Origin of the sequence: Pelotalea chapellei, assembly GCF_018531195.1 — a bacterium.
GTDB lineage: Bacteria > Desulfobacterota > Desulfuromonadia > Geobacterales > Pseudopelobacteraceae > Pelotalea > Pelotalea chapellei.
Genome location: NZ_JAHDYS010000004.1, coordinates 165,559 through 180,184 on the forward strand (window position 1 = coordinate 165,559; position 14,626 = coordinate 180,184).

Here is a 14,626-nt window from a genome sequence, read left to right on the forward strand (position 1 = left end):
ACATGAACAACATCACGAACCAACAGCTCCAGGTAATCTACCGGGCCTATTCTTAATGGCCTCCCTCATCACCGTAAAAAGATTCTTAAAATCAATTGGTTTTGGGACATATGCGTCCATGCCCGAGGCAAGGCATTTTTGCACATCTTCTTTCGAAGCATGCGCTGTAACGGCGATTATTGCAGTATGGCCGCCTCGCACCCGCTCCTTCTCCCGAATAGCATGAGTCGCTTCAAAACCGTCAAGCCGCGGCATCTGAATGTCCATCAGCACAAGATCGTAGTTTCCTTTTTCCCACATTTCCACCGCCTCACATCCATCCTCGGCAACATCAAGCTCATATCTTGACTTTATCAGCATGTTCCCGAGCAACTGCCGGATTGTTGGGTCATCCTCGGCAAGAAGCACCCGCGCGGGCTTTTGCTCTCCAGCAGCAGAAATTGCTGTCCCGGTTGTTTCAGCTTTCATCGCCGGAGGTTCATCAATCTGCGGCTTCTCTTCTGCAAAGGGAATCGTGAAGGAGAACCTGCTGCCCTCTCCCTCCCTGCTTTCAAAGGAGATAGTTCCGCCTAACAATTGGACTATTTCCTTGCTGATAAAAAGCCCAAGCCCAATCCCGCCATAACTTCGGCTGTGGGATGCATCCACTTGGCTGAACGCCTGAAACAGCAGCTCTTTCTTGCTCTCGGCAATACCTATGCCGGTGTCAATGACGGCGAAGGTAATTTCCCTGGGCTGACCGGAAGTCATTTCACCAGCAGTAATACGTACTTCGACCTTGCCCTGTCCGGTAAACTTTACGGCATTACTAAGCAAATTGAGGAGAATCTGACGCAACCGCACCTGATCACCAACCACCTGATCCGGAACCTCATCTGCCACTGAAAGGAGAAGGTCAAGCCCTTTGCGGTGCGCTTCGGAAGCGATTATATCAATTGCTTCAGAAATGCATCGCCTCAAAAGAAAAGGTTTTTTTTCAATGGAAAGCCTTCCGGCAGCAACATTGGTCACATCCAGGATATCGTTAAGGATCTGAAGCAGCGACCGGGCCGAGTTCAGCGTTGTTTCCAGACAGTCCCGTGCTGTCGGATTGAGATCTTCCTCCAGGGCAAGTTGAACCATACCGATAATTGCTGTCATCGGGGTCCGGAGTTCATGACTCATGTTTGCCAGAAACTGACTTTTCGCCGAGTTTGCCGCTTCAGCTGTTTCCTTTGCCAATCGCAGGAATTCCCTTGTCTGCATCTGCTCGCTGACATCCATAACAGCTACCGCGCATCCCGCCACCTGACCCTTTGCATCGTGAAATGGTGCGGCGCTGTTATGAATGTATGCGTGAGACCCATCAAGACGTTCAATCCTCAGCAATTGCTCTACCGCTTTCTCATCTTTCCACAGAGCTCGAGCCGAAGCCCATTCCTCCGGCTGGACCCGTTTGCCGTTTTCCACAAACCAGGCATTGTAAACGGAACATTGTTGGTTCGCGTCACGAAGCGAAGTATCAGATCCTGACCAGATCTCCCTGTACATCGGATTCGACCTGATAAGTTCTCCTCTTGCATCGCGAATTGCCACACCTACTGGAAGTACCTCCATAATCACTTCCAGATAGCTTTTCTCTTGCACGGCAATAACACGGGCGGCTTCAAGCGCCTCCTCGGCCAGCCTGCGTCTGGTGATATCAAAACCGACTCCCAGCAGACATACCTGCCCGGAGATAATGGTTCTGACCCCAGTGAAGTAATAAGGCTTTGACGTCCCGTCCCTTGAGACAAAGTCAGCCTCCACCTCCCCTGTACCTTTACTGAAGACATCCCGGATACAAGCAGCCACCAATTCCCTGTCGTCATCCTTGAAAAAGTCCAGCGGGCTCATGCGGGCAATTTCGCTTCCGGAGCAACCGGTAACCTGCTCTAAATTATGATTCCAACGAATAAACTTGAAATGGTCATCGAACAGATAAAAAATTCCAGGCAAGGTATTGAGAACGGTATCAGAGAAATCCCGCTCGTTACGAAGAGCATCCTCCGTCTGTTTCTGTGCGGTGATATCCGTTGCCACTCCATCCCAAAAAACCTGCCCCCCCGGCTTTCGACGGGGACGCGACCGCAGTTGCAGCCATCGCCACTCCCCGTCGGTTGGTCGGCGCATGCGCAATTCAACATGGAAATCAGACATATTCATCTTGCTGGCTGCTTCCGTTGCCGACAAGAGTGGCAATTGTGTCGGATCGATCTGCCTGTGCAGGATTCCTGCATCCTGCATCACCTCAAGCCTGCTCACACCATGAACTTTCTCCACGCCGGCACTTAGGTATAAAAAACGATGTATCGAATCATCATGAAGATATTGATAGACATAGCTGTTTGGCAGATTGTCACTCAGCAGGAGCAGCCGCTCCATGCTTTCCCGGTATTCAGCTGTTCTTTCAGCGACCTGGGTTTCGAGCTTTATTTCCTGCGCCTTCGACTCAACCAGCAATTTTGCCAGCCAAGCCAGCAGCAAACTGGTCAATAGTCCAAGTGCAATCTTAAAAGTTAACCACAAGGAATGGCCCCAACCGCCTACAGGGGCAACACTCAGTATCCATGTGCCATTGGGCAACTCCAGCGACTGCAGTACAGGCTCCTCCAAAGGAAGGTTCGAGGATGATGCTATTATCTGTTTCTTATTCGTGTCAGGATGTTTGCGCCAGAGCTCATATGCCAGGCCACGCTCGGTAAGTTGGGAAAGCCTTGCCGGGGCAAGGGTTTCAGGAAATCGGATCAGAACCGAGGTGAATCCCCAGAAAATCTTGTGACCTTGCGGGTCATCAAGGAATACCGGCAGACGAGCAACTGCCCCCAATCCCCCCTGAAGCAGCTCAAATGGTCCGGCAAGCGTAAGCTGACCGGTGTTGCGAGCGAGCAATGCCTCCTTGTTGCGCACAGGATCTTTAAGCAGATCGTGGTTGATTGCACCTTCATTGCCAGCACGCGGAATGGTGTATTTAATAACTCCTTCGGGCGCTAATTGCAGGGCGGCAACTCCAGGATAAAAGGGCAGCATCTGGAGTGCGACCGTATCGAAATCCTTAATTACTCCATTTCCCTGGCGCACAAGTGCAGCCAAAGCGTAACTGGCTGAAAAAACCCGCTCAAGATGACGCTGCAGCAAAACAGCATGATCAGCCGCAAACAGGGAAACCTCAGAGCGCGCTTCTTTAAGATGATATTTTTCCAGACGCCAGAGCAGTGCAGCAAAAGCAATGGCAGCAACAACAAAGACAAGAACCGCGATGATCTTCGGGCGGGGCAAGGCTGTCACTATGACCTTTGGGTTCTTCATCATATCCTTGGCAATGGACAAGCTTACAAGAATGAGGGGGGCTTTCAGGACAGCAACCTTATCTGAAAGTATAGCAGCGGCTGGAGGTTATACAATTTCATGCGATCAGCCCGGTAAAGCAGAATTTTTACTTTTTACAGATTCGCAGACGCTCAAACTACAAAAGCCGGATGCCTCCTTGAGGACATCCGACTTTTTTAGTATCTGGTTCTGCCCGCAATCAGGCAGCCTCAAGCAAATTTTCAGATTGCCGCACGCAGCTCTGCCACTGCAGAAGAAATAACGCGAATGGCAGAACTCGCCAAGAGCCAAACCAGCCCCAATGCAACTACAGTATCAGGCCAAGCTGAACCTGTAAGCCAAACCCCACCAGCTGCCACAAAAACTGATAGATTTGATGCGATGTCGTTTCGCGAGCATTCCCAGACCGAGCTCATGTTTACGTCTTCGTGGCGATGTCGCCATAACAGAAATAGACAGATGGAGTTTGCGGCAAGACCAAGCAAACTGAAGGTGCCCATGACCTCGAAAACAGGAACGCTTGGCACGAGATACTTGTACAGGATTTGAGCGACCACAACGACAGCAGCAAGCAGGATAAGCCCCCCCTTGAAAAGGGCTACTTTTGCCTTGATGGCAGACTCCTTCGAGACAGCATAAATGCTGAGAGCATATGTCAAGGCATCTCCGAGGTTGTCAAGGCTATCAGCCAGCAGCGCGGTAGATTTGCCGTATAAAGCTGCTGCAACGATGACAAGAAACATCACGGCATTGATGCCGAGGACGACTTGCAATGTTCCGCGTTGCCGTTCTCGCAATCTGTCCAGCGAACAATTGTCTTCACAACAGCAACCCATCCTCTAATCCTCTGTGGCCTCACTACCCTGGATCAGGTGTAGCAATATCAAGCCGTTTTTTGTTTTATATACACACCTATCGCTGCGTCTGATGAGGAAATGTGATGGATGAGCCATTTGACGAGAAACTTGTTGGTGTCAACAAGGTGCTGTGTAGTCACACCTTCTTTTTCAATATCCTTTTTCAGGTTGTTGATACGAATAGCAAAGGATTCATGCTCTTTTACATGGGCTTCATAGTCGGGATAATTATGTCTCCGCTGAATTTCTTCTTCGTCCTGAAAATGCTGGATTGCATATTCATCAAGAAAGACCAGCAGTTTTTTCAGCTCGCTCGCTCCCTGCCCCATTTCACACGCTTTCAAAAGCTGATCGAATTTTGAAACCAGTTCTTTGTGCTGGCCATCGATCACCACGTCACCAATTGAAAGAGATTCATGCCATTGGATTCCCATTGATGCCTCCATTCGTTAATGAGTTTGTAATTTCAGAAACGCACCCAATCTCTATCAATGCAGGGTGTCAGCCCTTTTTGGCGATTCTCGTCATAATCCATTCATCCAATGAAGCTGCTTCCATTGGTTTGGAGAACAGGTAACCCTGCCCAAACTGGCACTCCAGCTCATTGATAAACTCCAGCTGGTGATTAAGCTCAACTCCCTCGGCAATTACATCCAGATTCAGACTATTAGCCAGTGAAATCACCGAACGTATGATTTCCTGGTTTTCCCCATTCTCAGTCAACTTGCTGATGAAGGAACGGTCAACCTTGAGAGCATTTATCGGCAGGCGATGCAGGTAGCTGAGAGACGAATAACCGGTGCCGAAGTCATCGATATGGATCTCAACCCCCATCTCGCGAATTCGGTTCATCGTGATAATAGCCAGTTCCACATTGTCCAGCAGCATGCTCTCGGTGATTTCAAGTGCTACACTTTGGGGAATTACACCAGTTTGCTGAAGGGCATTGGCCATCATATCCGCCAGATTTTCATGTGCAAACTGCCGTCCGGAAATATTTATGTTCATCTTCAATGGTGGCTGCGCTGGATAGCGTGTCTGCAATGATTTCAGTTCGCGGCATGCTTCAAGAATGATCCATTCACCGATGCCGGCTATCATGCCGGTCTCCTCCGCCACCGGAATAAATTCTGCCGGGAGAACCAGGCCCCGAGAAGGGTGATTCCATCGCACCAATGCTTCGAAGCCACTCAGTGCATGAGTTTTCAAATCGATAATCGGCTGATAAAAAAGAACAAATTCATTGTGAACCAAGGCTGCATGCAGATCGGATTCAAGCATTATCCTGTCAAGGATACTGGCATGCATCGTGGAATCGAAGATTTCAGTCGATGAATCGTGACGCTTCTTTGCCTGGTACATGGCAATATCCGCATCCCGCAAAACCTGCTCCGCCCGCTCATAACCTTCCGGCCCCGGTGCAATGCCAACACTGACAGATGCATAAACTTCATTCTCATCGATCATGAACGGCGTAGAAAGTGCTTGATGAATCCTGTCGGCAACATCGTAAGCATCTTCCAGCAGGCATATGTTCTCCAGCAGAATCGAGAATTCATCTCCACCGAGACGTGCAACCGTGTCTCCCGGCCGCAGACATTCGGTCAGTCTTTGCCCCATGGCCACCAGCAACTTGTCCCCGATCTGGTGCCCCATGCTGTCATTGACAACTTTGAACCGATCCATATCAAGAAAAAGAACCGCATACAGCATTGGACTGCTACGCCGATTCTGTGTATCCACAACATGTTGCAGGCGATCCATGAAAAGGGCACGGTTGGGCAGCCCGGTCAGGTTGTCGTGGAAAGCGTTGTATACCAACTGCTCCGTGGCGGTTTTTCTTGAGGTAATGTCCGTCTGAGAACCGGCCATGCGACAGGCGCTTCCGGAGGTATCGCATACGGCAAGCCCGCGGCTCAGCATCCAGCGGTAGTTGCCATCCTGGTGCAAGATACGGAATTCCCCTTCATAATGTTGGTCCACTCCATTGATATGGGCAGCAATTTTGGCTTTTACCTCGGAAAGGTCGTCGGGATGAATGCGATTGAACCACTCGTCAGGAGAATTGCCGATCTCTTCTTCGTCATATCCCAACATCGACTTCCAGCGATAGGAAAAGTAGATCTTGTCATTTCTCAGATCCCAATCCCACAGTCCGTCATTGGAGCCACGGGCCGCCAGCGCATAGCGCTCTTCGCTTTCACGCAATGCCTCTTCGGATTTCTTTCGTTCGGTGATATCCCGAGCATATTCGATGACATGCGATAGTGCCCCTGTCCGATCCAGGATCGGGTAGGTGTGGATCAAGTTCCATTTTTCGGATCCGTCCGGTGCGATATCCATCCGCTCTACAGTGCAGGAGGCGCCGGTTGTGAAAGTCCTCTCCACGATGCATTCTTCGCAGGCACTGGTTTGTCCATGATGTGACTCATAACAAATTTTATCGAGTATATCCTCCAGCTTGACCTGTTTCATTTCCGCGTAGGCCTCGTTAGCCCTTATGACGCGGAACTCTTTGTCGATTATGCAGAAAGGGTCACGAATACTGTCGAATATGTTGCTGAGGAAGGATTCAGATTTTACCAGCTCCGATTCTGTCCGCTTGCGTTCTCTGATCTCTTTTTCAAGCTTGGTGTAGTTATTTTTAAGCGTGGTGATCATCGCATTGAAATGTGAAGCCAGCTCGCCAAATTCGGTACGGTCAGTGTAATCGATCAGGTGGTCCATATCTCCTGTCGACACCACCCGGGTAGCATTGACCAATACATCAATAGGCCTGGTAATGGCTTTGGTCAGACGTGCAGCGACAAATATCGAGAGGATGACTGCAAACAGCATCGTTGAAATGAAGATCAGTGATACCCGTTTCACTTCGCTCATCACCTTGGTGGTGAGAGTGTTCAGCTTCGAACTGGCATGAACCGACATATCCTCCGTCTTGAGCAGAAGTGTGTTGCCGATGCCAGCTGCTTCAAACTTCAGTTTGTCGATATGCTCAAAATTAGCGGAAGCGGTAATGTAGTAACTTAAAGAGTTCTGATAGTCATCAATCAGCGACTGAACCTCTTCTATCTGGCGGGTAACTTCGGGGGTGTGATGACAGGAACTGCATTTTTCGGCAGCTTGTTCGAGCAAGGCTACATTGTCTGCTATGGAGTCAAGCTTTCTGCCGGCAGTAGTATGGACGGTGTAAAGATCGGACTGGACAGTCTGAATCGACATAATCAGACGATGTCTGAGACCTTCAATCTGGTGGAGTTGGATCAGCCTGCTGAGCATGGAAGTAACGTTTCCGGCGTACATCGTGGCAAAACACGCGCCCATAATAATCAGCAGGAAAACAGTCAGAAAGGACAGAATTATTTTCCGTCTCATAGCAAGGCCACCCTTTCACCAAATCACATTAAAAACACAACGCTTTCCATCCAACTCTGTCAGCCTTATTTGTTGCTGTTATCATATGTTTTTATGTCAATACCTGCTTTTGCAGCCATCTCGAAAACCGGCTTGTAATCTTTGGTGGTAGTCTCAATAAATTTTATTGCGCCAAACTGCTTCAGGACTTGTCTGCCCTCAGGCTCCTCATGCAGACGGAGCAGCACTGCCTTCAGTTTCTTCTTGAGCCCTTCATCGAGATCTTTCCTGACGCAGAGGCCATTTGACGGTACCCAGGCCGATCTGGCCAGAATCGTCAGTTCGCTGTCCACTCGGGGATCACTTTTTCTCATCCCCTCATAGATACTGTGCTTTGCTGCCCCCACCTCAGCCTTCCGGTTCAGTACCGCGCTGACAGCCGCGTCGTGGCTTCCTGAGAAAAACGTAGTACTGAAAAAATGAGTCGTGTCGGAAATACCGTTATCCCTCAAATATGCCAACGGGAAAAGGTATCCGGCAGATGTCGTCTTGTCGACATAGACCATTTTTCTGTTTTTCATATTCTGAATACCGTTAATTCCGCTGTCTTTTCGGACGAATAGGTAGCCTTGATAGGTAGAGGAACCATCGAGATTCATCGGCCGCGCAAGCGGAACAACGCCCAATTTACGAATTGCCAGGGCTCCTGTAAAAGACCCGAAAAACGCACCATCCATTTTTTCAGAGGCAAAAGAGTTGATGATGTTGCCGTATCTGCTCAGGATTGTGAACTCAATCCTGGTGCCGGTCTTTTTGGAGAGATATTCGCCGAGCAGTTGGAAGCGCTGTTTCTGCTTGAAAACATTCATCTCAGGCACGATACCGATCAGAAGTTTTTGCTGGCTTGGTTGTGCGAAAGAAGGGTGAGCTATGGAAAGAACAAAAGCGAGGAGACAGAAGAGCACAATGCTCGGAAGTGTTCTCATGAGTTATTACCTCTTTTGGAGTTTCCTGACCTTACCACACTTTAGATAAAGACCAAAAAACATTAAAGTTAGATTTTATAAATCAAAAGGGGTTGTTTTAAGGGGTTTTTTTAGCTTTGAGGGGGGAGTGGGATCTGGCAAGAAGTCATACTAAAAAGGGCAGGCTGATAACCCTGCCCTTTTTTAAGAAATTGAACAAGTCAGACCGTCAACTCCCACAGATTCAACCACTCACCCTTTTTCTTCCTCATGCGCCTGGTATCGTCAAAGGCCAGGCTGTCGGTGCTCTGGCGGATATCGTCATTGATATATCCGTTTAAATAGTAGCTGTGTTCGATCAGCCCTTCCCCTCTCACCACTGACGTGCAGTCGATTGTCTGGACTTTGGAGTTGAGCAGTGCCGGCCTGGCCACACCATCGGACCCCAGGCGTTCGGGATTTCCTTTCGTGTAATCCGATACATACATGGCCTTGTCCTGTCGATTGTAATAAATGGAAACAGTGCGCGCCAGTTCGGGAAGGCGCGCCAGTGGTTTGCCATCTTCAAAGCCATCTGCATCCACATCCGGAGCACACATGAAGATGTTTTCGAATATACGTGGCAGAGCCCTGCCACCTGAATTATCGGCAATTTTAGGCAAAGCTTCCTGCAGAGCGTAATTCCCCATGGAATGACACAGCATATGGATGTCCTGCCCACACGGATTGCCGTTTCGTTTGCAGATCTCCCGCAAGTAATCACGAAGTTTCAGAACGCCCCGGGCAAATGCCTTGCCGGATGCCTCTGCTTCCGTACGATCGGATTTGTAGGAGACAAAGGGTAGCGCCATGCCATCAGAGGGCCAGGAGAAAAGTACTACCCTCAGGCTCTGGGACTGGTCCCCAAGGGACGATGCATTCAGCCTGATCTGCAGGGCCAGCGCCGCCCCCACCGCCTCACTCCAGGAAACGTTGAAGCCATGGATGTACACCACTACATCAGTGGTTTTATCCATGAGCTGCTTCAAGTCTTCGAACATGGCACGGGAGCCGAGTTGAACCCCTGCCTGATGATCCTGATAAACCTCCTTGTCCGGTATGACCTCCTGATAGGCATCGATGATCATGTTGCCTTTGCTGCCGGCCTGCTTCCCAAGATATTCCGAAAGCGCAATGCCATCACCGACCCCATAGTCACCCGCAGCAGCCAGATGGTTCGCAACCGTTGCTCCATCAGCCTTCAGCTTCAGCTTACCGAAACGCAGGTTCTCCACTCCATCGTCGCTGAACTTCCTGCCATATCCGTTGGGATGCCAGCGGTCCTTGCCTTCGTGACTTCTGTTTGTGGCGAAAAATAACTCATAGGTTTCCATGGTCTGCTCCTGGTGGATAAGATGCCTGCTCTGGATATAAACAGGTAAAAAGAGTCTGACAGCCTTTTTTCGTCGAAAAAACATACAGGCAGTTTAAGTGACTGTAAATTAAAATTTTCAATAAATGGAACGCGATGCGCAGCGATTGCCGGCAGACTTTATGGCTTCAAAAAAACAACTCTTTGCTTCTCCACAAAAACTAATAGCAACATAATAGTTAGTATGCTATCTATTATATGTGAACATATCCAACACGAAAATTGATCGCAGTAATCTTCTCTACCATCTTGGACTCCTGACACTGTGCCGGCGCCAGGAGTTATTATTGGCTAATCGTTACAGAATAAAGGAGTTAAAGGGATGAATCTCAAAGATAAGATCGTTTTGGTGACAGGTGCCAACGGAGGTATCGGCGAAGCTTTGGTTAAGGCGCTGATCGATAAAAGCGTCGCGAAGGTCTATGCAGCAACGCGAAGCACCGCTGCGGTTGCGAATCTGGTTCAACAGCATGAGGGCCGGGTCGTCGCGCTCAGACTGGACATCACTGACGCATCCAGCGTTGCGGCAGCAGCGGAGCAGTGCCGGGACCTGGATCTGCTGATCAACAACGCCGGCGTCAACGGGTGTGAGAGCTTAATGGCGCCCGCCGGGATGGAAAGCGCCCGTGAGGAGATGGAGGTCAATTTTTTCGGCACCTTGGCAATGTGCCGGGCTTTTGCACCGCTGCTGGCCTCTCGTGGCGACGGGGCAATAGTGAATGTCTGCTCCATCATCGGCCTGGTCAATCTTCCGATAAATGGGACCTATTGTGCCTCCAAGGCTGCCGTCCACTCCCTGCTGCAAGGCATACGGGCCGAACTGGCTCCCCGGGGAGTCCGGGTTGTTGGGGTATATCCAGGACCTGTGGATACGAGGATGACAGTCGGCCAGGAGATGTCCAAGGCAACACCGGAACAAGTTGCAGCCGCTATTGTCGCAGGACTGGGAAACGGCGATGAGGATATTTTTCCCGATCCCATGTCGCTTGGTGTCCATGCCGGGCTGCAAAAGGACCCCAAACGGGTCGAAAAAGAATTTGCAGCAATGATTCCGGCCTGAGGGAACACTGTCATACGAAAGAGTCACCATGCTTTTAAAGCGCTGGGCAGGACAAAAAAAGATAAAGGAGTAAACACGTGTCTGTACTTCATGAGAGAATCAAAAGGACCAGTCTTCACGCAAAAATCAGAAAGGTTGAAGATGTCATCTCCATGTTTAAAAACGGGATGAATCTTGGGTGGTCGGGATTTACCCCCGCCGGTTATCCGAAAGCCGTGCCGATTGCCCTGGCGGATCATGTGGAGAAAAACAGCTTGCAGGGAAAACTGAAATTCAACCTGTTTATCGGCGCCTCCGTCGGTGTTGAAACCGAAGACCGCTGGGCCTCGCTCGACATGATCGACCGCCGCTGGCCGTACCAGACCGGCAAAAACATTCAAGCCGGCATCAATTCAGGTCGTATTCGCATGGGAGACCGGCATCTCTCCATGTTCGCCCAGGACCTGGGATACGGTTTTTATACCAAGGACAATGGCGGGCGCCTCGATATCGCCATCATCGAATGCTCCGCAATCATGGAGGACGGCAGCCTGGTTCTGACCGCCTCCTGCGGAGCAGTCCCGGAAATCGTCCAGATTGCCGACAAGATTATTATCGAACTGAACACTTCGCTCCCCAATTACGAAGGGCTGCACGATATCATCGAACCGATCAACCCGCCCCGTCGACTACCGTACCTGATCAGCCGTGTTGACGATCGGGCCGGCTCCCCCTACGTCCGCATCGATACCGATAAGATCGTTGCTATTGTGGAATCAACACTGCCGGACAATGGCCGTTCCTTCAGCGAATCAGACGAGACGTCCGACGCCATCGCCAACAACATCCTTGAATTTTTCCAGTTTGAAGTAAAGAACGGCCGACTGCCAAAGAATCTGCTGCCCCTGCAGTCCGGTGTCGGCTCGATTGCCAACGCGGTCATCGGCGGTTTAGCCAAAGGGCCCTTCAGCGGTCTGAATGTCTGGACCGAGGTACTGCAGGACACCATGCTCGATTTTATCGATTCAGGCAAACTCGACTTTGCCTCAACGGTCTCCCTGTCATTCTCGGTCGAAGGTTTCAAGCGCTTTTACGCAGATTGGGATAAATACAGCAAGAAGGTGATAATGCGGCCGCTCTCCATAGCCAATCATCCCGAACCAATCCGGCGTCTGGGCTGCATCGCCATGAACACCCCGGTCGAGTTCGATATCTACGCCCACGCCAATTCAACTCTGGTAGGCGGCACCCGGATGATCAACGGGATCGGCGGCTCGGGCGACTTCCTGCGCAACGCCTATCTGTCCATCATGCATACACCCTCGGCTCGGCCAACCAAAACCGACCCGACCGGTATCACCTGTGTGGTGCCGCATGTACCGCACGTTGACCATACCGAACATGACCTGGATGTGCTCGTCACCGAGCAGGGGCTGGCCGACCTGCGCGGTCTTGATCCAAAATCCCGCGCCCAGCTGATTATCGACAAGTGCGCCCATCCCGATTACAAACCGATCCTCCAGGAATACCTCGATATGGCAACCAAGGATTGTTTGGCAAGGAAGGCTGGACATGAACCGCAGCTGCTCGATCGGGTCTTCAAGATGCAGGTCAACCTGGCAAAGAATGGCACCATGAAAATCGATAATTGGGATCTGTAGCAACCTGCACATCATTCCCGCATGTCATTCCGGCTGTTTCGAGGGACATGCGGGAATGCACCCCCGTTTGTTCAAGAGCTGTGGGAACGCCAAAGAGTTTATGAAAATACTGACACTCAATTGTTGGAGTCATTCGATAAAATACCACCTCTTTTCCTGGGACGACAGAGCGTTGCTGGCCATGGGAACAGTCGAGCGGGTAGGCCTGGGCAGCTCGTTCATCAGCCAGCAGATTCCGGGCCGCGAGCTTTTTTGTATGGGGACGGAATATAACGACCACCAGAGTGCCCTAGCCCTGATTATCGCCACCCTGACAGACCCGCAGCAGGGTGTCATTGCAGACAGAGGGGAGATTTCAGCCGTAAGTCACCGGGTAGCGCATGGCGGCAGCCAATTCCGGCACTCGCTGCGTATTGACGACCAGGTCCTCGACTCCATCCGGAACCTGCAGCATCTGGCGCCGTTTCACTCGGTTCCCAACATCGCGGGCATCGAGGCCGCCATGTTTCACCTGCCTGCCATTCCCCACGTAGCGGTCTTCGATACCGCCTTCCACCTGTCCATGCCGGGCTGCGCTTACATATATCCTCTGCCATATGAATGGTACGAAAAGCACGGCGTCCGCCGCTACGGTTTCCACGGTCCGTCACACCTCTACCTTTCGCGGCGGGCGGCGGTACTTCTCGACAAACCGGTCTATACCTGCAACCTGATCACTGTCCACCTCGACCGGGGTGTCTCGCTGTGCGCCATCAGGAACGGCTTCTCCATGGATACCAGCATGGGAATGACACCTCTCGAGGGAACGGTCATGGAGACACGCTGCGGTGATATCGATCCCGGCATCCAGTTCTATATCATGCAGAAGATGAACCTTTCGGCGTGTGAGCTGGAACAGATCCTCAACAACAAAAGCGGCATATTCGGCATAACCGGACGGCACATGGAGCGGCAGCACTTTCTGAAGGCAGCCCTGGACGGGGACTCCCGCTGCAGATTGGCTCTCGATATAGAAACCTACCGCATCAGGAAATACATCGGATCATACCTGGCGATTGTCGGACCTCTGGATGCAATCGTTATTACCACGGGTTCAGGTGTGCCAGAATGGCCGGTAAGGGAGATGATGCTGGATGGACTTGATTGCTTCGGCATACAGCTCGACCGGGAGAGGAATCGGACAACTGGCTCGAAGCGGGAAGAGGTGGAAATCTCCGCTACCGACTCCCGGATAAGGGTCTTCGTCATTCCAACCAATGAAGAGCTTGTCCTTGCCGAGGATGCAGCAGCCATTCACTCCGGAGACTGTCACGACCACCTGCATTATGATTATTCCTTTGCCTGCGGCGACTTCGTTCCTTCTGTTTCCCTGGGGATAGGCACGGGTCTACCGTTATGAGACGTAGATGTGCATGCACGCCGGTATTGGAATCAGTACACCGTCAGACCAGGGAAGACAGTCACTTATCACATCACATTCATACGGAGCATCAGCAATGGATAAGACACATGCAAACAGTACATGCAGCAACAGACCAGATCTAAGGGGAGAAATTAATTGGATCCCATTCGATGCCGCTGCATTCGTCGGTTCTTCACTTCGTTTTGTTTCCGGCGATCCCGAAGGCAATCGTTTTAGAGTCAGCTATTATCTGGACTCAACTCAACATCTCAAGGCAAAGGTATGGTTCGGTCCTGAGACTGAGGGGCCTCCCGGCCACGCCCACGGTGGGGCAATGGCCGCTGTGGTGGATGAGGTACTGGGGCTGGCCGCCTGGGCTGCCGGGTATTCGATAGTGGTCGGCAATCTGAGCGTCAGTTTCCGAAACATGCTGCCGTTGCATAAGGTTGTCAGTGTGGAGACCAAGGTCGTATCCGCAGAGGGACGTAAAATAATGGTTCATGGCCGCATTTATTGCGAGAAAACTACGTATGCAGTTGGGGAATGTCTCTGTATCACCATTCAGCCCAAAAATATTAATATCAGATAG

General features: G+C 50.9%; 10 protein-coding genes. 4 read left to right on the plus strand and 6 right to left on the minus strand.

Annotation, left to right across the window (positions count from 1 at the left end; genetic code table 11):
* Positions 1-12: 12 nt before the first annotated feature.
* The 6 genes from KJB30_RS05735 to KJB30_RS05760 form a co-directional block, all read right to left on the minus strand.
* Positions 13-3,327, minus strand: a complete 3,315-nt coding sequence (locus KJB30_RS05735) for an ATP-binding protein (protein WP_214296985.1) — start codon at positions 3,325-3,327, stop codon at positions 13-15.
* Between the two features lie 242 nt (positions 3,328-3,569).
* The gene (locus KJB30_RS05740) at positions 3,570-4,121 is read right to left on the minus strand and encodes a cation efflux transmembrane domain-containing protein (protein ID WP_214296986.1); all 552 of its coding nucleotides are present in this window, start codon (positions 4,119-4,121) and stop codon (positions 3,570-3,572) included.
* Between the two features lie 110 nt (positions 4,122-4,231).
* A complete protein-coding gene (locus KJB30_RS05745; RefSeq protein WP_214296987.1) occupies positions 4,232-4,639 on the minus strand; it encodes a bacteriohemerythrin in 408 nt (135 codons plus the stop codon).
* A 67-nt stretch (positions 4,640-4,706) separates the two neighbouring features.
* Positions 4,707-7,580 (minus strand): GGDEF and EAL domain-containing protein, encoded by a 2,874-nt coding sequence (locus tag KJB30_RS05750; RefSeq protein ID WP_214296988.1) that lies wholly within the window; start codon positions 7,578-7,580, stop codon positions 4,707-4,709.
* Positions 7,581-7,645: 65 nt separating this feature from the next.
* On the minus strand, positions 7,646-8,545 hold the full coding sequence (locus KJB30_RS05755) for a phosphate/phosphite/phosphonate ABC transporter substrate-binding protein (RefSeq protein WP_214296989.1): 900 nt from the start codon (positions 8,543-8,545) through the stop codon (positions 7,646-7,648).
* Between the two features lie 200 nt (positions 8,546-8,745).
* On the minus strand, positions 8,746-9,897 hold the full coding sequence (locus KJB30_RS05760; protein ID WP_214296990.1) for an alpha/beta hydrolase: 1,152 nt from the start codon (positions 9,895-9,897) through the stop codon (positions 8,746-8,748).
* Between the two features lie 360 nt (positions 9,898-10,257).
* On the opposite strand from KJB30_RS05760, the gene KJB30_RS05765 reads away from it, so the two are divergent.
* The 4 genes from KJB30_RS05765 (at position 10,258) to KJB30_RS05780 (ending at position 14,626) form a co-directional block, all read left to right on the plus strand.
* Positions 10,258-10,995, plus strand: a complete 738-nt coding sequence (locus KJB30_RS05765) for an SDR family oxidoreductase (RefSeq protein WP_214296991.1) — start codon at positions 10,258-10,260, stop codon at positions 10,993-10,995.
* A 77-nt stretch (positions 10,996-11,072) separates the two neighbouring features.
* A complete protein-coding gene (gene scpC, locus KJB30_RS05770) occupies positions 11,073-12,635 on the plus strand; it encodes a succinyl-CoA:acetate CoA-transferase ScpC (RefSeq protein WP_214296992.1) in 1,563 nt (520 codons plus the stop codon).
* Between the two features lie 100 nt (positions 12,636-12,735).
* Positions 12,736-14,034, plus strand: a complete 1,299-nt coding sequence (locus KJB30_RS05775; protein WP_214296993.1) for an acetate/propionate family kinase — start codon at positions 12,736-12,738, stop codon at positions 14,032-14,034.
* Positions 14,035-14,131: 97 nt separating this feature from the next.
* A complete protein-coding gene (locus KJB30_RS05780) occupies positions 14,132-14,626 on the plus strand; it encodes a PaaI family thioesterase (protein ID WP_214296994.1) in 495 nt (164 codons plus the stop codon).

Excerpts from the sequence above, each read along its gene's own strand:
- KJB30_RS05735 (WP_214296985.1), bottom strand. The coding sequence starts at position 3,327 with ATGAAGAACCCAAAGGTCATAGTGACAGCCTTGCCCCGCCCGAAGATC.
- KJB30_RS05745 (WP_214296987.1), bottom strand. The coding sequence starts at position 4,639 with ATGGGAATCCAATGGCATGAATCTCTTTCAATTGGTGACGTGGTGATC.
- KJB30_RS05750 (WP_214296988.1), bottom strand. The coding sequence starts at position 7,580 with ATGAGACGGAAAATAATTCTGTCCTTTCTGACTGTTTTCCTGCTGATT.
- KJB30_RS05755 (WP_214296989.1), bottom strand. The coding sequence starts at position 8,545 with ATGAGAACACTTCCGAGCATTGTGCTCTTCTGTCTCCTCGCTTTTGTT.
- KJB30_RS05760 (WP_214296990.1), bottom strand. The coding sequence starts at position 9,897 with ATGGAAACCTATGAGTTATTTTTCGCCACAAACAGAAGTCACGAAGGC.
- KJB30_RS05765 (WP_214296991.1), top strand. The coding sequence starts at position 10,258 with ATGAATCTCAAAGATAAGATCGTTTTGGTGACAGGTGCCAACGGAGGT.
- KJB30_RS05775 (WP_214296993.1), top strand. The coding sequence starts at position 12,736 with ATGAAAATACTGACACTCAATTGTTGGAGTCATTCGATAAAATACCAC.
- KJB30_RS05780 (WP_214296994.1), top strand. The coding sequence starts at position 14,132 with ATGGATAAGACACATGCAAACAGTACATGCAGCAACAGACCAGATCTA.